This is a genomic window from Pseudoduganella lutea, assembly GCF_004209755.1.
Lineage (GTDB): Bacteria > Pseudomonadota > Gammaproteobacteria > Burkholderiales > Burkholderiaceae_D > Rugamonas > Rugamonas lutea.
The window spans coordinates 6,655,182-6,676,749 of the sequence record NZ_CP035913.1 but is presented as its reverse complement, the minus strand read 5'-3'; the positions used below and the strand labels follow the sequence as shown (position 1 = coordinate 6,676,749).

Below are 21,568 nucleotides of genomic sequence, written 5' to 3'. Positions count from 1 at the left end.
TGGCCGCGGTACTGGCTGGTGCGCCAGCGCATGCCGCACCGGTGTCTTTGGTACCGCGCGCCGGCGCGCCCATGGTGTCGCCCATCGACCTCCTGCACACCAGCTGGACGGCTCGCGAAGGCGCGCCCACCGGTATCACCCGGATCGCGCAGACGCCAGATGGCTGGCTGTGGCTCGGCAGCTCGTCGGGCCTGTACAAGTTCGACGGCGTCCGCTTCCTGCGCGCCACGGGGCCGGAAGCGCCCTTGTCAGCGGGGATTTCCGGCATCGGCCTGCTGCAGGACGGTACGCTGTGGATCGGCTACAAGTACGGTGGCGTCGGCCTGATGCGCAATGGCCTCATGCGGCACTTCCGGCTGGACAGTCCAGATACGCCAGCCGGCACCGTATTCGACGCGACGCAGGATGCTTCGGGCCGAATATGGCTGGCGACAGGCCGAGGACTGCATTACCTCGGTGCTGACTTCCGCTGGCATCGGCCCGCACTGTCGCTCAAGGCGCCGGAAGCACCGATCCTGTCGACCCTTCTCGACCGCCGTGGCGTCTTGTGGGTTCGGACGGCCACCGAGGTCCACGCCCTGCAAAATGGTGCGGCCTCGTTCGATCTGCGGATGAAAACGAAAGGTGCCGGCGGGCTGGCCGAGCATCCCGACGGCAGCGTCTGGACCAGCGATATCGAAAATCCGGGGATCCATCTGCTCGCCGCACCCGAACAGGGACCCGCACTCGCGTGGCGTACCGACGAGGCATTCCAGGAACTGGTCTTCGATCACGAAGGCTATGCATGGGTCGCCAACCCGACGGGCATCACCCGGCTCGGCAATACATTGACCAAGACGCCAGTGCAACGTTTTCGCACGGACCAGGGCATGAGTGGCAGAACACCTTCGGTCCTGTTCCAGGACCGCGAACACAATGTCTGGCTGGCCACCGAGAATGGCCTCGACCGTTTCAGGTTGCCACGCCTGCGGGCAGTGGCGCTGCCCGCATATAAGCACTACAGTGCCCGGCCGATCACGGCCGGGCCGGGGAGCAGCGCCTGGGTTGACAATTCGTTCGTGGCCGGTCCCGGCAGTCCTGCGCGGCCCTTCACTGCCAGGCCAGCGTACGCGGACACCATCACCGCGTTGCACCGTGCGCCAGATGGCACGCTCTGGGTCGGAGGGGCCGGCAGTCAACTATGGACGGCTGGAAGTCAAGGACTGCAGCGCATTCGCGCATTCCCCGAAATCAGGGCAACCTCCGTGTACGCGCTGGCACAGGATCAGGCCGGGACGCTGTGGGTCAGCATGGGGCGCGGCGGACTGTACACCTTGCACGCAGGTCGACTGGAGGCAGGCGGTGGCATTCCCGGGCTGAAGACATTTGCCGCTTCCGCGCTTGCCACCGACAGCCAGGGCCGGGTGTGGCTCGGTTCCGTAAACAACCGGCTCGCTATCCTGGAAAATGGCCAGCTCAGGCAGTACGGCCGGGCGGACGGACTTGGCGTCGGGACCGTCATGCACATGCTGCCAATGCGCGATGGCGCTTGGGTGGGCGGGGAAAACGGGCTGGCATACTTCGACGGCAAACGCTTCGATGCCGTGGAAGGATGGGCCGGCGAACCCTTTACGGGCATCACCGGCATGGTATTCGCCCGGGACGGCTCGCTATGGATCAACGGCAGCGATGGCATCTCCAGCATCGCGCCGGCGGAGCTCGTGAAAGCGCTGGGCAACCCTGCCTACCAGGTGCGTTTCAACCGGCTCGATCATCGCGATGGCGTCGTCGGCTCGACAAGCCCCATCCTTCCTGTGCCTTCGGCCGCCCGCAGTGAGGACGGTACCCTGTGGTTCTCGACCACGGGCGGTGTCTATGGCTTCGATCCCGCGAAACTGACCCACAATCCGCTGGTCCCCCTGTCGTCATTACCAGCGTAAAGTCGGGTGCGGACAATTATGCCGTCGCCGACGACCTAAGGCTGCCGGCAGGAACCCGGATGTTGTCGGTGGAATTTTCGGCATTGTCTTACCAGGAGCCGGAGCGGGTGCGCTTCCGGTACCGGCTCGAAGGCGTCGATATCGCGTGGCGCGAAAGCGATGGCCGGCGCTCGGCACACTACACGAACCTGGGCCCAGGCACCTACCGGTTCCGGGTCATTGCGGCGAACAATGACGGCATATGGAATCGGGAAGGAGCGACCCTGTCGTTCCAGATCGAGCCACGGCTGACGCAGATGATGTGGTTCCGGGGTCTCTGCGGCGTGGCGCTCCTCGGCGCGGTTGGGGGCATCTACTACTGGAGAACCCGCCGGCTCGCCGGACGCTACCGCGAACGCATGCAGGAACGGCTGGCCGAGCGGGAACGCATTGCACAGGCGCTGCACGACACGCTGCTGCAGAGCATGCAGGGTCTCATCCTGCGCTTCCAGGGCGTGGCAAAGCGGCTTCCCCCGGAGTGCGATACACGCCGTCTCATTGCGCCGATCCTCGATCAGGCGGGCGAGGTGATGGACCAGGGCAGACAGGAACTGCTGAATCTGCGCAGCGTATCGGACCAGGGAAACGATCTCGCCACAAGCCTGAGCGAATTCGGTCGATCGTTGGCGGAAGACCTCGGCCCCAAGTTTGAACTCATCGTTACGGGTATTGAAAAACCTGTCAATGCAACCGCCAGCCACGATATCTACGGCATCGGACGCGAAGCGCTGTTCAACGCTTACCGGCACGCGGAAGCAGAAAACGTCAGTATCGAAATCATTCATGGGAACCATCATTTTGCGATGGTGATCAGGGATGACGGCGTCGGTATCCCCGCGGATGTCCTCATCAACGCCGGCAGAAACGGGCATTGGGGCATAGCTGGAATGCATGATCGTGCCAAGGCCCAGGGAGGCGCCATCGAACTGCGGCGGCGCGAGCCCAAAGGCACTCAAGTTATCGTGCGCTTACCCGCCCATCGCGTGTACAGTGAATCCGAGAATTCCCGGATGTGGCTGCGGCTGCACGCGCTATTCCAGCGCTTGCGATGGCGCGCGGACCGGTGAACATGTCCGCTTAACCATGCTCATCGGCCCTGCCAGCGATGTCTCTCCGAAAAGGGATACAGCATTCTCCCGGCGGCCAGCGCCGGCGGCGCGACAATGATCTCGACCTGTGTCGGCGCGCCGTTCCCGGGCGGCTGGTACTGGACTTGCACCGCCTTCGCCTGCTTCCATTCGCCGCGGCGATCGAATCCGACGTTGCCGGCCAGCGTATCGAAAACTGCGCTCCGCATGGACGCCGCAAGGCCTTCCTTATCGATCCCGCCCGCGTGCAGAACCGCCTGCTCGAGAACTTGGAGTTGCAGATACGCGAGGGAGGCGCTGTCCCTGCAATGTGTGTCCCCCTCGTCCAGCGAGGCAGCGCTTGCCGAGGTACCCAGAGCCCTCTCCAGCGGCGCCGGCAACGCCGTGCTGGCCGGCAGGATATGCGCACAATTGACGAACCCCGCCAGCGAGGTGCCAAGCGCCTGCCGCACCGTGGCATGCGCAAAGCCGACCATGACACCACCCACCATGCTGAGTGGCCCACCGCATGCCCGGATGGCTTCCACGAGTCCCATGCCATCATCGAGGTACGAACACAGCACGAGCACATCGCAGCCGGCCCGGACCGCATTCGCCACGTGAGAGCGAAAATCCGTCGCCATCAATGGATAGGTGGCATCGTGGACCACGTCGAGGCCGAACTTCGCCGCCATCGCCTTGGCCGCCCGGATGGGATCGCGTGCAAAATCCGCATCTGCCGAAATGAAACCGACCGTTCTGGGCGGGGGCTGCTGCGCGGACGCGAGTTCGAAGAACCCTTCCGTCAAGGCGGCGCTGCGATCGTACGCAGCATGAACGAGACTGAAATGGCCATCGTAAGGGAAACCCGCATTGCCCTCTTGTTCACGCAAACTCAGCAGGAACCGCTCCCTGTGCGCGACCAGCGGCAGCGCCGAAGCGACAGCGGCCGCGCCTTGCGCCAACAACAGATCCGCTTTGTCCTCGTCCATCAACCGCCGATACAACCCCGCGATGTTGCCATCATCCGATTGCGTGTCATGGCAGACGAATTCGACGCGACGCCCGAGTAGCCCGCCTCGGGCGTTCACGTCATCATGCCAGGCGCTGGATGCCAGCCGCGCGGAACGTCCGGCCCGGGCGGCACTGCCGGTCAATGGCAGGCAATGGCCAATCTTGAGGGTCGATGCCGGGGTTCTCATGCGCTTTCCAGTACCTGCCGAAGGATGGTGAGTCAGCTGAAGGAACGCAGCCTGCCTGGCGCCTGGCGCCGATACGTCTGCGGATTGCCGCCAGTATCGCGCGGCCCACGCTTTCACATAACCATGCGGACGTATTAGTCCGCTTACGCACGAGAGGTCAAGGAATGGAAGCAAGAGGAGCAGCGGCAAGTTGTTGCGCGGCGAGCGCGTCCAATGTCGCACCCAACAGCGCTCGAATACGCGGTGACCGCCGCATATCCTTGTGCACGCCTGCCCACACGATCCTGCCTGGCGGAAGCTCGCCAAGGTCGAGCGCGACAAGCCTCGGATCGGTCACGCCCACCTGGTGCGGCAGCACGGCAATCCCGGCACCTGCGGCGCACAGCTTGGCCTGGACATCGCGGCTGTTGGCACGCAGTCCGACGACCGCCCCCGGCAGCCGGGAGAGCAGCCAGGGTACATCCGCCAGGTTTCCGAAGCCGGTGTCCATCGTGACCAGGGTATGTCCCTGTCCTTGACCTGTCGCCTCACCGGGCTCCTTGCCCGCTCCGGGACGCCCGTTCCGCTGCAGGTATGCATGACTCGCGTATACGGCAAACTCGATCGCAATCGCCCTGATCTGGATGACGTCCGGCTCTTCGAATTCCTTGAACCGAAAGCTGATATCCGCTTCCCGCCGGGTCAGGCTCACCGAGCGGGTTTCCGTGATCAATTCGATCGACAGATTGGGATGCCGGATGCGCACATCGGCGAAGATCGGCGCCAGGACGTGCACGCCGAACCATTCGGTGGTCGATACCCGCACTAGGCCGTCCAGGCTGAAACCGCCCGCCAACTTACGTTCCACCGCAGTTGCCTGCTCCTCCATCCGTTCGATATCGCAAAGGATGGCCTCACCTTCGTTACTGAGCACATAGCCATCGGTTGTCCTCTGGAATAGCGCGTGGCCCAGGGTCTGCTCGAGGGCCTGCAGGCGGCGACCCACGGTCGGTTGCGACAATCCCAGGAGTCGCGCAGCTTCGCTCAGGGTTCCGCTGCGAGCGATCGCGAGAAACACCCTGTAGTCATTCCAGTCCAGGCTCATACACTTCTGAATCGCCGTTATGCGATATCGTTGATTTCATGTTGCAAAGCACATTGTTAAGATCGTTGCATTGGCCCGGTTAACGGAATTCGCTGGCGCGAACAGCCGCCCTATCCGGGCAATCCCATCATTCGAATAAGAAGAGGTCACCATGACCATGATTTACATCACGCACAAGGAAGCGACCGTCAAGGCCGGCATCAGCGCCATGCTGGCCGCGAACTGCGATCTGCCACTGGTGAGCCTGGACCAATCGCAATTGAGCTGTTCCGTACGCGGGACACTCATTACCGACTACGACCATGGCATGCAAACCGCCGAAGAATGCCGCGCCCGATGCGAACCGGGTCTGAAAATCATCGTCGTGACCAATCGAACACGGGAATGGGACATCAGGAATGCCATCGATGGCGGCATCCATGGCATCCTGACGCAGGATTGCGACGCCGGAGAACTTGCGGAAGCGATCCTGCATCTACAGTCCGAAACGCTGTTCCTGAGCCGTTGCATAACGGGGCGAGCACGCGCGGCAATGCGGCGCGAAAAACTGACGAGCCGGGAGCTGCAAGTGCTGCGCTCTCTCGGCAAAGGCTTGTGCAACAAGTCGATTGCCCGCGCCCTGGGCATTGCGGAAGTTACGGTAAAGATCCATCTTGGCAATCTGATGATGAAATTGGGCGCCAGTACACGAACCCAGGCAATCGTCATCGCCAACGTGCTGGGATTACTTGAATTCGATCTGGAAATGGTGAACGGGACGCATGACAGATCGGACAGGTGGATGACATCTCGAAAAGAAGCGGCAGGCGGCAACACACGGACGACCGGCTATTTCGATGACATCTCATCCCTCGCCTGAAGCTTCCTGACCCACAATTTGGAACGCCACCAGAAAATCTAATTTCCAGCCTGCTCGATGATGGTCCAGGCACGCCACAGTTTAATGGCGGCCTGGTCTTTCGATAACTCATCAATATGTTGAAACAGTTATGCCAGCGTGGCACAACTGAATGTCGCGGGTTGCACCATGCTTATCCAGTGACGCATGGGTTGAAGACTTGGGATATCCAGGCCGCATGCACAGCCAGCTCCAGTCTCAGGTGAGTGGGAATGCCGCTTCAATAAAGACAACGGCATGTTTCTCCACGTACCAGAAATTGCGGTACACCCATCAGGTCCGGTCCCAGCCCCCGCCCAGCGCCCGAATCAGCGCCACGGTGGTGATCGCGCGATTGCCCCGCAGCTGTACCGCGCTGCGTTCGACGGCGGCGAGGTTGCGCTGCGCGTCGAGCAGTTCGAGGTAACTGGAGCGCCCGGCCCCATACAGCTTTTGCGCCAGGTCGGCAGAGCGGCGTGCCGACAGCACCGCTTCGTCGATCTGTACGCTCTGACCAGACAGGATCCGCAAGCCGGCCAGGTTATCCTCCACCTCGGCAAACGCCGTCAGCACGGTCTGGCGGTAGCTGCCCACGGATTCCTCCAGCGCCGCCTCGCTGCGCTGGATGTTGGCCCGGTTGCGGCCGCCGTCGATCAGCGGCATCGACAGCAGCGTGCCAAGCATCCAGGAACGGCTGCTCCAGCGGAAGACGTCGGCAAACGCCGGACCGACACCGCCGCCGTCGGCGCTGATCGTCAACGCCGGGAACATTGCCGAACGGGCCACGCCAATGCGGGCATTGGATGCCTCCATTGCACGCTGGGCCGCGGCGATGTCCGGCCGGCGCTCGAGCAGTGACGACGGGAATCCTGCCGGCACCACAGGCAGCGCGCCTTCGTCGGCCAGCGGCGAAACTGGCGCCGTGAACGCCGCGGCAGGCTTGCCCAGCAGGACCGCCAACGCATGTTCCGCTGTCGTGCGCTGGCGTTGCAGCCCGATCGCTTCCGCCCGTGCCGTCGCCAGCTCCGTCTTTGCGCGCGACAAATCGAATTCCCCGATGTCACCCAAATCGAAGCGGCGCTGGGTGACTTGCACGCTTTCCTCGCGCAGCCGGACCGTCTGCGCTACCGTCGCCAGCTCCGCATCCGTGGCGCGCACCCGGAAATACGACTGCGCCACGTCGGCCTGCAACGAGAGCAGTACCGAACGGTAGCTCGCTTCGACGGTTGCCGCGTCGTTACGGGCCGCCGCCACGTTCGATGCAACGCGGCCGAACAGGTCGACTTCGTAGCTCGCTGTCAGGCGCGCCTGGTAGCTGCTGGCCGGCGCAACTGCGGAACCTTGCGGCAGGTTGGCCTCTTGCGGCGACAACCGGGAGCGATTGGCGCCGACGCCGACGCCGACCTGCGGAATCCGGTCCGCCTCGGCAATGCCGGCGATCGCCCTCGCCTGCTTCACGCGGGCGGCGGCCACGGCAAGATTGGCGTTATTGCGGGTCGCCTCGTTGATCAAATCAGTCAACAACGGGTCGTTGAACGCCAGCCACCATTCGCCGCGCGGCTGCTGCTCAGCCGGCTGCGCTGCCTTCCAGCGGGTACCGTCGGCGGCCACCTTCACATCGTCGGTGGATTGCCTCTCCTTGAACGCGGCCGGCACGTCCATCGCCGGCTGCTGGAAATCAGGTGCGGCGCAGGCACTCAATACGAGCGCAGCCAGGAGCGACAGTGAGAGCGGGGCGCTGCCCTTGAATGTAGAGTGGTTCATCCGTGGGTTCCTTCCATTTTGACCAGCGACACTTCCGGGGGCGGCGCTTTCTTTTTCTCCAGGCGCCTGGCCAGCGTGCGCAACAAGACATAGAACACCGGCGTCAGGAACAGGCCGAAGAGCGTGACACCCAGCATGCCGGCAAACACCGCGACGCCCATCGCATGGCGCATTTCGGAACCTGCACCGCTGGAGAACACCAGCGGCAGCACGCCCATGATGAATGCGATCGACGTCATCAGGATGGGGCGCAGACGAAGGCGGCAAGCCTCCAGTGCGGCGTCGACGACGCTGCGCCCGTGATCTTCCAGTTCGCGCGCGAATTCCACGATCAGGATCGCGTTCTTCGATGCCAGGCCAACCAGCACGAACAGGGCGATCTGTGTGAAGACATTGTTGTCACCGCCGGTCAGCTTCACGCCGATCAGGGCGCACAGGATCGACATCGGCACGATCAGGATCACGGCCAGGGGCAGCGTCCAGCTCTCGTATTGCGCGGCCAGCACCAGGAAGACCAGCAGTACGCACAGCGGGAACACATAGACCATCGTGTTGCCGGCCAGGATGTCCTGGTACGTCAGGTCCGTCCATTCGTAGGTGATCCCCTGCGGCAGCGTGTCACGCAGGATGCCTTCCATGATTTCCTGTGCCTGACCGGACGATACGCCCGGCGCGGCACCGCCGTTCAAGTCCGCCGCAACGTAGTTGTTATAGCGCTGCACGCGATCCGGGCCATACGTATCCTTCACCCGCATCAGCGACGACAGGGGGATCATCTCGCCCCTGTCGTTGCGCACCTTCAGCTGTGTCATCTGCTCCGCGTGCGAACGGAACTGGGCGTCGGCCTGCACGCGTACCTGGTAGGTGCGGCCGAACTGGTTGAAATCGTTCACGTACAGCGAGCCCAGGTTGATCTGCAAGGTCTGGTAGATCGTCTGCAGCGGCACGCCCAGCTGCTTGGCTTTTACACGGTCGACATCGGCGAACAGCTGGGGCACGTTGATCTGGTATCCCGAGAACACGCCCTGGAGCCGGGGCTCCTGCCAGGCCTTGGCGTGCACCGCCTGGACTGCCTTGAACAACTCGTCGTAACCCAGATTGCCCCGGTCTTCGATCATCAGCTTGAAGCCACCCGTGGTCCCTAGGCCATTCACCGGTGGCGGCGGCAGCACCATGACGAACGCGCCCTGCACGGAGCCCATCCGCTTGTTGATCTCCGCTGCGATAGCCTGCGCGGAAAGCGCCTTGCCCTTGCGCTCCTCGAAGGGCTTCAGGCCAAGGAACACGATGCCCGCATTGGGGGCGTTGGTGAAGCCATTGATCGACAGGCCCGGGAAGGCAATCGAGTCCTGCACGCCGGGAATATCCTTGGCGATATCGGACATCTGGCGAATGACCTGGTCGGTCCGGTCCAGCGAGGCGGCGTCGGGAAGCTGGGCAAAGCCGATCAGGTATTGCTTGTCCTGGCCTGGCACAAAACCCGGCGGCACCGCCTTGAACATGAACAGGCCAGCGACGCCGAGCAGCGCGTAGACAACCAGCGAGATGCCTTTGTGGCGCAGCACGCCGCGCACGCCTCCCTCATAGTTCGTCGCAGCGCGGTTGAAGAATTTGTTGAATACGCGGAAGAAGGCGCCCAGCACCTTGTCCATGCCACGCGTCAGTGCGTCCTTCGGCTCGTCGTGGCCCTTCAGCAGTGCAGCCGACAGTGCTGGCGCCAGCGTCAGCGAAGAGAAGGCCGAGATCACGGTGGAGATCGCGATCGTCAGGGCGAACTGGCGATAAAACTGGCCCGTCAGGCCGGACACAAACGCGATCGGCACGAACACGGCGCATAGCACCAGGGCGATAGCGATGATGGGACCGGACACTTCCTTCATGGCCTGGATCGTTGCGTCGTGCGGCGTGAGACCCTGTTCGATATAGCGCTCGACGTTTTCAACCACGACGATGGCGTCGTCCACCACGATGCCGATCGCCAGCACGAGACCGAACAGCGACAGCGTATTGATCGAGAAGCCAAACATCAGCATCACGGCGAAGGTGCCGACAATGGACACGGGAACTGCCAGCAGCGGAATGATCGACGCACGCCAGGTTTGCAGGAACACGATGACGACGATGGCCACCAGGATCACCGCTTCACCAAGGGTATGCACGACCGAATTGATCGACTCGCGCACGAACTGCGTGGGATCGTAGACGATGTCGTACTCGACACCTTGGGGGAAATTCTTCGACAGCGTCTTCATCGTTGCCCGGACATCTGACGAGAGCTGCAGTGCATTCGCGTTCGGGGCTTCGAAGATCGGGATCGCCACCGCCGATTTATTGTTCAACAGCGAGCGCAGCGCGTACGAATTCGATCCCATCTCCAGCCTTGCGACATCCTTCAGCAGCGTCGTCGCACCGTCCGGATTGGTCTTCACGACGATGTCGCCGAACTCCTCGGCAGTCGACAGGCGCCCCTGGGTGTTGACGGTCAGCTGGAAGTCGGCATCCTTCGACGGCCCCTGGCCGATCACGCCGGCGGCCACCTGCACGTTCTGCTCGCGAATCGCATTGACCACATCGCCGGCCGTCAGGCCACGGGTAGCGACCTTCTGCGGATCGAGCCAGACGCGCATCGCATAGTCACCGGATCCGAACAGCTGCACCTCACCCATGCCATGCAGCCGCGCCAGCTGGTCCTTGATGTTCAATACCGCGTAGTTGCGCAGATACAGGTCGTCATAGCGCCCATCCGGTGACTTCAGGTGCACCACCATCGTCAGGTTCGGCGAGCTCTTCACGGTTGTCACACCGATCTGGCGCACCTCCTCGGGCAACCGCGGCAAGGCGCGCTGGACGCGGTTCTGCACCGCCGTCTCGGCCTGGTCGACATTGGTGCCGATGGCAAACGTCACGGTCAGCTGCAACGCGCCGTCGCTGGTGTTCTGCGACGACATGTACAACATGTTCTCGACGCCGTTGATCTGCTCCTCGAGCGGAGCGGCCACGGTCTCGGCGATGATCTTCGGATTCGCACCCGGATACTGGGCACGCACGACCACCGAGGGTGGCACGACATCCGGGTATTCCGAGATGGGCAGTTTGAAGATTGCGATCAGGCCGGCCACGAAGACCATGATCGACAGGACTGCCGCGAAAATCGGCTTGTCGACAAAGAAGCGGGAGATGTTCATGCCTTACTCCTCTTTGCCACTGGCCGATGCCAGTGGCACGTCGTGCGCGGCCCCGCCTGCCTTGGCAGCACTGACAGCGCTTTCGTCCATAGGCACGACCTGCGCGGATACCGGAGAGCCGGGGCTGACGCGCTGCAGGCCGTCGACGACGATCTTGTCGCCCGGTTTCAGGCCGCTGCGCACCACGCGCATGCCATCGACCAGGGGTCCCAGCGTGACTGGCCGGAAGACGGCCTTGTTATCTGAACCGACCACGACCACGAACTTGCGGGTCTGGTCCGTGCCCACCGCCTTGTCACGGATGAGCACCGCGTTCCGGGGTACGCCACTGCCGACCTGGATCCGGGCGAACAGTCCCGGCGCCAGCATCCGGTCTTCGTTGTTCAATGTTGCCCGCATGCGCACGCTACCGGTGCGCGTGTCGAGCTGGTTGTCGACAAATTCGAGCACGCCTTCATGCGGAAAACCTTCCTCGCTGTTCAGTCCGACCTTGACGGTGGTCGGCTGTCCGCGTTGCGCACGCGATCCCACGCGCAGGTAAGTTTGTTCGTCGCCATCGAAGCTGGCGTACATCCGGTCCAGCGATACCACCGAGGTCAGCACCGCAGTCGCGTCGACCAGATTACCGAGGGTAATCTCGGCTTTCGACACCCGCCCGGCGATCGGCGCGGTCACGCGCGTATAAGACAGGTTCAACCGGGCTGCCTCCAGTTGCGCCTGTGCTGCCCGCGCGTTCGCTTCGAGCTCCTTCTGGCCAGCGGCCCGCTCGTCGAGCTCGCGCTGGGCGATCGCTTTATCGGCCAGCAGCCGCTCTGCGCGCTGCAGTTCGATCCGCGCAAGATCGGCGCGCGCGCGGGCCGAATTCGCCGCTGCCTCGGCACGGTCCGCTTCCGCCTGGTAGGGGCGAGGATCGATCACGAACAGCAGATCGCCTTTTTTCACCTCCGTGCCGGGAGTAAAGTTGACCGCAGTGATATAGCCGGTGACACGCGGCCGGATCTGCACCACCTCGATCGCCTCGAGGCGACCGGAAAACTCCTGGGTTTCCGCTACCGGCCTTTCGACGACAACGGCTGCCGACACCGGTGGGCCAGCTGAGGCGGCAGCCGGTTCCGTTTTACTGTTCGCATCCGTACATCCAGACATGACTGTGGCGGCACCGACCGCTCCCAGCGCAGTCAGGAGCACTCCCAGGTTCCATTGACCCTGTTGTTGGCTATTCATGATTGACCTCTTGGTGGCATTACGTAACGTAGAACTCTCTACCGACAGCATCGACGCGGTCGGCGCAAACCCGAAGCGCACCGGTGGCGATTGGCACGGCGCTGGGACTTTGCGGAGTGTAGGTGCCGGCCAAGAAGCCAGAATCACACGATAGTGGTGCTGCCCTCCCTACCCGGATGGGGTGCCCGGAGCATTGACTCAGTCGGCACTATCGCCGTTCAACCCTTTTTCCAGCGGATAGCAGGGTGGAATAGTTTTGCGCGACGCGGCCGGTTGTCGACTGCCCGGCCGGGTGATGATCAGCCACGTCACCAGTGCCGCCATGCCACCTGCGTAGAACGCCGCGGAGATGTTGAGATGGTCGACCAGTAATCCGCCCAGCAGGGCCCCACCGCCGATCGCGGTCTGGCCGACGGAAACGAAGACTGCCTGCATTGCCTGGGCGCGACCGGGAGCACTGGCGAACAGATAGCTCTGCATGCTGATCGGCAGCATGCCGAAGCCGAACCCCCATGCGGTGATGAGCACGACAACGACAGGGGGCCATGCCCTCACGGCAGGCAGCAGCAGGATGGCGGCACCGACCAAGCTCGCCATGAACAAGGTGGTACGACGCGGGTCTCGCGCAGCGAGAGCACCACCCGCGATGTTGCCGAGGAAGCCCGCCATGCCGTACACCAGCAGCAGGAGGCTGAGAGAGCGCCCGTCGATCCCGACCCGTTCGTGCAGGAACGGCGCGATGTAGGTATAGGCGGCGAACTGGCCGATGAAGATCAACAGCGCGGCAAACAGAGCAACACGTGGACCGGTGCTGGTCACCAGCGACTTCATGTCCCCCAGTCCGCTTCCTGCTTTGGGTGGCAACGAGGGGAGCAAGCGCAGTAACGTCACGAGCGAGACCACACTGAGGACAGCCGCCGCGGCAAACGCCAGCCGCCAGTCCAGCAGCTCGCCAACGAGCGCGCCAGCCGGCACGCCGGCGACAGTGCCCAGCGAAACACCGGCAAGGATCAGTGCATTGGCCCGCACGCCTTGCGCTCCAGGCCGCAACCGGGTGCCTAGTGCACCGGCAAACGTCCAGAACCCACCGACGGCAATCCCCAGCAGCACGCGCCCCGCCATGAACATGCCAACCCCCTGTGCCGTCGCGACCAGGATGTTCGACGCTGCGAGCAAGGCCAGCAGGAGTGCGAGCAACTTGCGACGATTGACATTGCCGGCGAATGCAATACCGAGCGGTGCGGCGAGCGCGGCGACGAAGCCGGGGATAGTGACGCTCAGCCCGGCCTGCCCCTGCGAGATCGCCAGGTCGTCGGCGATCTTCGGCAGCATGCCGACGGGAAGAAATTCGGTGGTGACGAGCGCGAATGACGAAGCAGCCAGCGCGCCCACTGCCAGCCAGGAGGCTGGGGCATCCGGCACCGTAGCGTGTTCAGGAGTGGCTTGCATGATGTTCCTTGTTGAGAGGTATGACCAAGCGGCCGGCTCGGCCGCCTGGTCTCAGCGTGCGACGGGGGGATAGGTAACGTAGCCTTCCCTGCCTTGGGTGAACCAGGTTTCCCGATCGTCCTTCGCCAGCGGGATGCCGCTCGCAAAGCGGCGCGGCAAATCCGGGTTGGCGATGAATGGCCGGCCGAACGTGATGGCATCCCCTGCACCGGACTGCAAGGCCGCTTCGGCCCGCTGGAGCGGGTAATCCGAATTGAGGATCAGGGTGCCATTGAAGGCTTGCCGGATCAGCGGCGCAATTGGTTCGCCCTCGGCCTTGCCAAAGTCGCCGTCCTTCGGCGGTTCGCGCAGCTCGAGGTGGGCAATGCCGATTTCCGACAGTGCCGCCGCTGCGGCGGGGAACAGCAATCGTGGTGCGCTATCCATGACGCCCTGGTCATGCGTATTCGGGGACAGCCGCACCCCCGTCCTGCCAGGCCCGGCCACTTCGACAACGGCGCGAGTGACTTCGCGCAGCAGGCGAATGCGGTTCTCGATCGAACCACCGTAGTCGTCGTCGCGGAAGTTGGTGTTATCGCGCAAGAACTGGTCGATCAGGTAACCATTGGCGGCATGGATCTGCACGCCATCGAAGCCCGCCGCCAGCGCGTTACGGGTGGCCCTTCGGAAATCCTCAAGCAGTTGCGGGATCTCGGCGACTTGCAGGGGCCGCGCGGCTTCGTAGTCGAGCCGCCCCTGGTACGTGTGGGCATGGCCCGGCGCGGCAGTGGCTGAAGCCGACACGGGCTGGGCGCCGCCAAGGAAACTCGGGTGCACTACCCGGCCCATGTGCCACAGCTGAGCAATGATCTTTCCGCCAGCGGCGTGGACCGCCTTGGTCACATGGCGCCAACCGTCTATCTGTTCGCCAGACCAGATACCCGTGGCATACGGCCAGCCCAGACCCTGTTGCGAAATACCGATGGCCTCGCTGAAGATGATTCCGGCACCTGCCCGTGCGGCGTAGTAGCGCGCCATCATTTCCGTCGGCACATGTTCGCGCGTGCCACGGGCCCGAGTCATTGGCGCCATGAAGATCCGATTGGGCAGGAGCAGCGAACCCATCTGGATAGGGTCGAACAGCGAAGCCGCCGGGCCGCTTCGGCTTTCGACGCGGGGTTGTGCAAGAACGGTGGACATGGCGTTCTCCTCAGATCAGGCTCACGCCGCCATCGATATGCAGCGTGGTGCCGTTCATCCAGCCGTTCGCCATCAGGAACACCGTGGCGGCACCAGCTTCCTCGGGCGTGCCGAGGCGCTTCAGCGGCGTGGAGGCGGCCATTGCAGGGAGTACGCTATCGCGCGCATCGCCCAGTACCTTGTGCAGCAGCGGCGTTTCGACATGCCCTGGCGACAGCGTATTGACCCGGATCGGCGCCAGCTCCAGGGCCAGACCACGGGCAAAGGCTTCCATTGCTGCCGAAGCAGCGGCCAGCACTGCCGTCCCCTGGGCATTCGGCCGATCGGCGAGCACGCCGGAAATGAAGGTGATCGAACCATCTTTGGACAGGCGCTCGTTCAGCGCGCGGATGGCGTGCACCGATGCCCAGACACGTTCCTCGAATGCACGGCGCATGTACGTCACGTCACCGTCGAGAACCTTGGCCGCCACGAAGGTGCCAGCCAGCAGGACCAGGTGGTCGACCTTCGGGATCTCTTTCAGTGCGTCGTACACCGCTTCGCTTTGCGTGACGTCGGCAGTCCGCCATTCGAAGCCATACTTCTCGGCTGCCTGCTGGGCACGTGTACGGTCGTTGCCGATGACGATGACGTTGGCACCGGCGGCCTTGGCCTGGATGGCGGCCGACAAACCAATGCCCGAGGTGCCGCCGAAGATGACAACGACCTTGTCGGTCAGCGCGCTAGGTGGCAGGTTCGAGAACGATGATGGAGCAGCGATTTGCGTGGTCATGATGTTTTCCTTTGGTTGTGGCACCACAGCGGTGCCGATGAAGTCATCTTCCGCTCTTGCATTAACGTTGACAATCCACGTGGAAATTGATATAATAATTCCATGACGGCACAAATCGGATTGGAAAGCTTGACTGGGTTGATCGCGTTCGCGCGGACGGCATCGCTTGGTAGCTACACTGCGGCGGCGCGTTCGCTCGGTGTATCGCCCTCGGCCGTGAGCAAAAGCGTGCAGCGACTCGAAGAGCACCTGAAGGTGCGCCTTTTTACGCGCACGACACGCTCGCTGGCATTGACGCCCGAAGGGCGCGACCTGCAGGAACGCACCACGCGGCTATTGCAGGAAGTCGAGCAGATCGAGCAAGCCGCCGCGACTGCCCGGGCCGAACCCGCCGGCTTGCTGCGTGTGACGGCCCCGCTACCTGTCGGCACGCACATCCTGGCGCCAGCACTGCCGCGGTTTCGCGAACGCTATCCCAAGGTCACCATCGACTTGCGCATGGGTGACCGTTACACCGATCTGATCGAGGAAGGCATCGATGTCGCATTGCGGGTCGGTGCACCAGGAGATTCGCGCCTGGTATCGCGTCCTCTGACACCGCATCGCCTGTGCGCCTTTGCCGCTCCCAGTTACCTTGCGCGCCGCGGGATCCCCCGCAACATCGAGGACCTGCTTGCACACGAGTGCGTAAATTTCCGTTACCAGAGCACTGGCCAGAGCCTGCGCTGGCCTTTCCAGGTGGGCGAACGCATTGTCGAGATGACGCCAGAGTCCGGCATCATCATCGACGCGACCGACGGCGTGCTTGCTGCTCTAGTCGCCGGCGGTGGCATCGGCATTGCGCCCACGTATGCCGCCGCGCATCACGTTGAACGCCGGCTCCTTGTCCCAATTCTTCCCGAGCTTGCAGTGGAACGCTTTGTCGTCACCGCGATGTGGCCGGAGAGCCGCCGCGGCAGTCCGAATGTCAAGGCATTCATCGAATTCCTGCGGGAGATCTTCCCGTCGCCTGCGCCGTGGGACCTGATCGTGTCGCAGGCTCAAAGTGAAGCGGCCATAAGTGGAGCTGCACTACAGCGCTAACGGGCGCAGGCCGCTTCCCTGACCGGGCCCTGCCGTGCCCGGTTGCACAATTCTTTGAGTTCCATGCTCGGCGCAATTTCAAAAGCCAGACGAAGTTCATTTCCGGAAATGCTGTCCATCAACGTCGACAGGTATTCACGTTCTCCGGTGCTACGCACTGAGTCGAAAACCTGCCCGATCAGAATCGACGCTGCCGACCGTTCCCCTTGGTAATGAAGCAGGCAGCCCATTGCGAACATATCGGCCAGCATCTGGCAACGGGTCGGATGGCAATCCTGAAGGATCTGCTGCAAGTAAAGCGCAGAGCAGTCGCGCTCTTCGAAAAGGAAGTTCATCATTTCGCAAAGTCTCTTTCTAACCTGGTCGGTAGCTGAATTGGAACGGATGTGCACATCGCTCCTTGCACTGCAGGGCCGAGCGACCTCTGGAGCCTGTATCGTATCTTCCCGTCAACAAATGCGAATCACTCCCAGCAGCAGGTTGAAAATACCTAGATGGAGGCATGCATTCGAAAGGCAATTCGTTGCACCGTATAATGTTACATATGTAACTACCCCCTCTCCAACTTACCAGATGCCCAGCAAACCAATTTCCGTACTTCTCGTCGACGACCACCCGCTCTTCAGGCAAGGTCTGACATCCATTCTCGACAGCGAAGAGGGCATTGCCTTAGTCGGCGAAGCTACGACCGGGCGCGAGGCGCTTGCCCGTTGTCATGAGCTCAAACCCGACGTCGTCATCATGGACATCCGGATGCCGGAAATGAACGGTATCGAGGCGAGCGCCCTGATTCGGAGGGACTGCCCTTCCACCCGTGTAATCGTGCTCACGACGTTCGAAGGCGATGTGCACGCAATGCGCGCCATCAAGGCAGGTGCTGCTGGTTATATGTTGAAGAGCAAGGTAGGCGATGACCTTGCCAATGCCATCAGGACAGTGCATGGTGGAGGAAGGTGTATCGCGCCCTCGGTCGCCGTCGCGATGGCTGATCACATGCACGCTGATTCACTGTCTCAGCGTGAAATCCAAGTCCTCGAGCTGGCAGCCTTCGGCAAAACGAACAAGCTGATCGGTGTGCAGCTAGGCATATCCGAAGCTACGGTCAAGGTGCACATGAAAAGCATCTTGTCCAAGTTGGATGCCAATGACCGGACACACGCTGTGATGCTTGCCGTGGAGCGCGGGATCATCGACCTGCTCCAGCGCGGCAGTTAATGCTTCCGGTACGATCAAGACCTTGCGTTTCCTCTTGCCAGCGTTAGCGAATGCCCCGCCCTTGCCCATCACTGGACGGTATCAGGCAAGGGCCCAGGCTAACCGTCGGGGAGCGTAGTGGTTCGTCATCATTCGTCTTCTGTGGAACGATGCTGGACGCACTCCTCAACACAGCTTTGCCCACTTAGTTCGAGTGTCGAGGACGGTATATCTCGTACACTGCCCCACGACCAAGCTCTACCGTATCCCGGTAACGGCTGAGTTCTTGCACATCACTAGTGGGCGGGACGATCCCGACATTGGTAGCTCACAGCAAAACATCCGAGCGCTGGTTGGGTAACAGTCCTCTGACCACGTGGAATCCGGGATCCCGGATAGCCAAGCACATGGCACAACAAGGAATGGCTGAGCCTCAACGAACAGGCACCAAGATACCAAATCGGAACATGATAACTTTGGCAAAACAGGCTTTGCGCCTCATCATTTCTACGACGATGATGATGATGATGATGATGATCTTGAGCTTGTCTCAGGTAATCGCAGCGGATTTCCCCAAGAGAGCAGATCAGCTACTGCATACGACTTTCGTTCATACAAAGTGGCTGGTGAGAGATGGTGCCCCACCGGGCGCCAACGACATCGCTCAAACACCCGATGGCTGGATATGGTTCTCAAGTCCTGTCGGCTTATTCCGATTCGATGGAATGGCTTTCACCCGCTTCAAACCGCCACTTGGTCAGACCATGGCAAGCAGTACTACACGCATTGGCGTTCTCAATGACGGGACACTGTGGGCGGCAGCAAAATTTGGCGGGCTTTATCTGATCAAAGACGAGAGCTTCCGCGTGTTCAAACAAGGCGAAAACAATTTTCCACAAGGTGCCATGGGGGACGTTTTGCGTGACAATTCCGGGACCCTTTGGGTCGCGTCGTGGCAAGGACTGTTTTCGCTACCCCAAGGTAGCGCAACCTGGCGCAAAATGAATGCAGAGACTGGCTTGCCCGAGACGCCAGTTAACGACCTTTTATTGGACAAGAACGGGACGATGTGGGCGCTCGCCCCGAAAGCAATTTACGCACGTCCGAAGCAAGAAAGCAGGTTCAGGAAGGTCTCGGATAAAAATGGCTGGGGACGGTTGGCTGAGTCGCCGGACCATAGTATCTGGTCTACAGACATGAGCGGTAAGGGTGTCAAGAAACTCTGGCCCGAACTAAAAGGCCCGAAAGACAGGTTCCTTGAGCAGCCGCAATTCAATGCATTCAACTTTCTCATCGACAGAAGTGGCAGTTTTTGGCTTCCGAAAAACGGTGAGCTCATCAAAATCGAGTTTGCTCAGCAGGAACCGCAGGTAAAAACTTACGCCAGCGAGCAAGGTCTGAGCGGAGCAACCGTCAATGCCGTGTTCGAAGACCATGAGGGCAGCATATGGGTAGCGACGGATCATGGCATCAACCAGACGCGCCCAAGCCGCATGGCTTTGCTATCGCAACCCGCCGTGTTTGGCGAAGCACAGGCGCTTCTGGGTGGTTCGGATGGAGAACTCTGGATCGATAACAATTATTTTCGTCACATCGACAATGCTCCAGAACCTTTTGCGCCAAGACCGCAACAAAAAGACTTGATCACTGCGTTATACCGTGACCCGCATGGCATCGTTTGGTGTGCCAGCTTGGACGGGCTCTGGAAACTGGATGGGCTCAAGCGTAAAAAGGTGAATTTGCCGCCTGAAATCAATCAACTGTCAAGCTTCGTTATTTATGCGCTAGCGATGGACGAAGACAGTGGATTGTGGCTTTCTCTCGGCCTTGAGACGTGGCGAATGAAGGATGGAATTTGGAAGAAATATGGCGGCCTTCCCGCGTTGAAGAATGCCCCCGTGACCGCCATGACGCCAGGCTTAGCCAAGAGCCTTTGGCTTGGTTCACTCGGCAGCACAATTTATGTCCTGCGAAATGGGCAGGTGCACAAGCTTGACGCCTTCCAAAATGCAGATATTGGCACGGTGATGCAGATCGTGCCGCGAAAAGACGGCGCGCTGGTAAGTGGGGAAAACGGATTGGTTGTGTACGATGGGCGCCGCATTTTCCGCATTCGCGGCGAACATGACGAGCTTTTCCCAGGTATTACCGGCTTGGTCGTCATGCCGAATGGCGATCTCTGGGCAAATAGCGGCGTAGGCCTTTTTCACATCAGTGCAACGGAGATCGTGAAGTTGCAAGGCAATCCAAATCATGCTGTGCGCTACCGAAAGTTCGATGAAAATGATGGTTTGATTGGTACCGCCCCCCCGCACGGCCCGCTGCCTTCCATGATCCGGACAGGCACTGGCGAACTGATCATTTCGACGCTGAGCGGTACTTACCGGTTTAACCCTGCTCAACCAGGGACTAATATGGCGCCGGCTCCAGTCAAAATTACCGGCATTGCAGCTGCGGGTAACAGTCATTCGCCAACAGGCGGGCTTATTCTAGACTCGGCCGCTGATTCTGTCCGTATCGATTACACGGCACTCAGCTTTACCTCACCTCAACGGGTAAATTTTCGATACAAGCTTGATGGAATCGATCAGCAGTGGCAGGAAGCAGGCACGCTGAGGACTGCCATCTATACGAACCTCGCCCCTGGCAAGTACACGTTCAAAGTCGTTGCGGCAAACGAGGACGGCTTGTGGGATCAAAAGGGTGCGGAAGTAAGCTTTGAAATTCCGCCGACAGTTACACAGACAGGATGGTTCAAGTTGCTTTGCTTGTTGATCCTGCTTATGCTGGCTTGGTCGCTGCATCGTCTACGACTGCATGTCGCACTACGAAGGCTGGCCGTAAGTTTCGAGGTACGTGCGGCCGAGCGAGAGAGGATTGCGCGTGATTTGCACGACACATTACTGCAGTCCGTACAAGGACTTATCCTTGTGTTTACCGGCATCGTTAAACGCCTTCCAGACAGCGAGCCGCTCAAAGCCCGGATGGAGAATGCACTCGAGATGGCGACCGGGGTCATGAACGAAGGCCGTCATAAGGTGACGGTTTTGAGATCTGCCGTAACCGCGCACAATGAACTGACGGCCAGCCTGGAACATTTTGGCTACCACCTAGCTGAGCAACACAAGATAGCATTCACGATGCAAGTGCGTGGAGAAGCTCGGCCATTACGTGCCCACGTCCATGACGAACTCTTGATGATCGGCCGCGAAGCGATGCGCAACGCGTTCGCTCATGCACACCCTACCAACGTGACGGTGGACCTGGCCTATGACGACAAGGGGGTCACCCTTTGTGTGACGGACAATGGTTGCGGCATCGACACCGACTTGCAGATGGGGCGGCCAGGTCATTGGGGAGTTGAAGGGATGCGTGAAAGGGCGGCACAACTCGGCGCGTCAATCGGGCTATGCACAGGCAAGGGGCAAGGAACGACCTGGAAAATCCAGATCGCTGCGCAACTGGCATATTCCAAAACCGGAACCAGCAGCTTGCTTTGACAGGGTTAGCGAGAGCCTAAGGCACGACGC

The 21,568-nt window shown here is 61.3% G+C and carries 15 protein-coding genes; 6 read left to right on the top strand and 9 right to left on the bottom strand.

What is annotated here, in order from left to right; all coding sequences use genetic code 11:
* Window positions 1-71: 71 nt before the first annotated feature.
* Together EWM63_RS28245 and EWM63_RS28240 are read left to right on the top strand one after the other, a co-directional pair.
* Window positions 72-1,919, top strand: coding sequence for a ligand-binding sensor domain-containing protein (locus EWM63_RS28245; RefSeq protein ID WP_130189491.1), 1,848 nt, complete (start codon window positions 72-74; stop codon window positions 1,917-1,919).
* A gap of 59 nt (window positions 1,920-1,978) precedes the next feature.
* The gene (locus EWM63_RS28240) at window positions 1,979-3,025 is read left to right on the top strand and encodes an ATP-binding protein (RefSeq protein ID WP_130189490.1); all 1,047 of its coding nucleotides are present in this window, start codon (window positions 1,979-1,981) and stop codon (window positions 3,023-3,025) included.
* 20 nt (window positions 3,026-3,045) lie between these two features.
* Here the strand turns inward: EWM63_RS28240 and EWM63_RS28235 are convergent, their stop codons facing one another.
* Together EWM63_RS28235 and EWM63_RS28230 are read right to left on the bottom strand one after the other, a co-directional pair.
* Window positions 3,046-4,227 (bottom strand): ABC transporter substrate-binding protein, encoded by a 1,182-nt coding sequence (locus EWM63_RS28235; RefSeq protein WP_130189489.1) that lies wholly within the window; start codon window positions 4,225-4,227, stop codon window positions 3,046-3,048.
* Between the two features lie 157 nt (window positions 4,228-4,384).
* Entirely contained in the window at window positions 4,385-5,311 is a 927-nt protein-coding gene (locus EWM63_RS28230; RefSeq protein ID WP_130189488.1) for a LysR family transcriptional regulator, read from the bottom strand.
* Between the two features lie 151 nt (window positions 5,312-5,462).
* Between EWM63_RS28230 and EWM63_RS28225 the strand changes: the two genes are divergently transcribed.
* The gene (locus EWM63_RS28225) at window positions 5,463-6,170 is read left to right on the top strand and encodes a response regulator transcription factor (protein WP_130189487.1); all 708 of its coding nucleotides are present in this window, start codon (window positions 5,463-5,465) and stop codon (window positions 6,168-6,170) included.
* 312 nt (window positions 6,171-6,482) lie between these two features.
* On the opposite strand, the gene EWM63_RS28220 is transcribed toward EWM63_RS28225, so the two are convergent.
* From EWM63_RS28220 to EWM63_RS28195, 6 genes are all read right to left on the bottom strand, one after another.
* Window positions 6,483-7,952 carry an efflux transporter outer membrane subunit gene (locus EWM63_RS28220; RefSeq protein ID WP_130189486.1) on the bottom strand — a complete coding sequence of 490 codons (1,470 nt, stop codon included), beginning with the start codon at window positions 7,950-7,952 and terminating at the stop codon, window positions 6,483-6,485.
* A complete protein-coding gene (locus EWM63_RS28215) occupies window positions 7,949-11,137 on the bottom strand; it encodes an efflux RND transporter permease subunit (RefSeq protein WP_130189485.1) in 3,189 nt (1,062 codons plus the stop codon). Before EWM63_RS28215 ends, EWM63_RS28220 begins: the two co-directional genes overlap by 4 nt.
* Window positions 11,138-11,140: 3 nt before the next feature.
* Window positions 11,141-12,361 carry an efflux RND transporter periplasmic adaptor subunit gene (locus EWM63_RS28210; protein WP_130189484.1) on the bottom strand — a complete coding sequence of 407 codons (1,221 nt, stop codon included), beginning with the start codon at window positions 12,359-12,361 and terminating at the stop codon, window positions 11,141-11,143.
* Between the two features lie 198 nt (window positions 12,362-12,559).
* Complete coding sequence (locus tag EWM63_RS28205; protein WP_130189483.1) at window positions 12,560-13,810, bottom strand: MFS transporter; 1,251 nt, start codon at window positions 13,808-13,810, stop codon at window positions 12,560-12,562.
* A 51-nt stretch (window positions 13,811-13,861) separates the two neighbouring features.
* On the bottom strand, window positions 13,862-14,989 hold the full coding sequence (locus EWM63_RS28200; protein ID WP_130189482.1) for an alkene reductase: 1,128 nt from the start codon (window positions 14,987-14,989) through the stop codon (window positions 13,862-13,864).
* A gap of 10 nt (window positions 14,990-14,999) precedes the next feature.
* Window positions 15,000-15,761, bottom strand: a complete 762-nt coding sequence (locus EWM63_RS28195) for an SDR family oxidoreductase (protein WP_130189481.1) — start codon at window positions 15,759-15,761, stop codon at window positions 15,000-15,002.
* Window positions 15,762-15,863: 102 nt separating this feature from the next.
* On the opposite strand from EWM63_RS28195, the gene EWM63_RS28190 reads away from it, so the two are divergent.
* A complete protein-coding gene (locus EWM63_RS28190; protein WP_130189480.1) occupies window positions 15,864-16,844 on the top strand; it encodes a LysR family transcriptional regulator in 981 nt (326 codons plus the stop codon).
* Here EWM63_RS28190 and EWM63_RS28185 read toward each other — a convergent pair.
* Entirely contained in the window at window positions 16,841-17,182 is a 342-nt protein-coding gene (locus EWM63_RS28185; RefSeq protein WP_130189479.1) for a hypothetical protein, read from the bottom strand. The two genes, EWM63_RS28190 and EWM63_RS28185, sit on opposite strands and share 4 nt — an antisense overlap.
* 235 nt (window positions 17,183-17,417) lie before the next feature.
* Here EWM63_RS28185 and EWM63_RS28180 point away from each other — a divergent pair, with 235 nt between their 5' ends.
* Together EWM63_RS28180 and EWM63_RS28175 are read left to right on the top strand one after the other, a co-directional pair.
* Window positions 17,418-18,059 (top strand): response regulator transcription factor, encoded by a 642-nt coding sequence (locus EWM63_RS28180; protein WP_130189478.1) that lies wholly within the window; start codon window positions 17,418-17,420, stop codon window positions 18,057-18,059.
* A 386-nt stretch (window positions 18,060-18,445) separates the two neighbouring features.
* Window positions 18,446-21,538, top strand: coding sequence for a sensor histidine kinase (locus tag EWM63_RS28175; protein WP_130189477.1), 3,093 nt, complete (start codon window positions 18,446-18,448; stop codon window positions 21,536-21,538).
* Window positions 21,539-21,568: the final 30 nt, after the last annotated feature.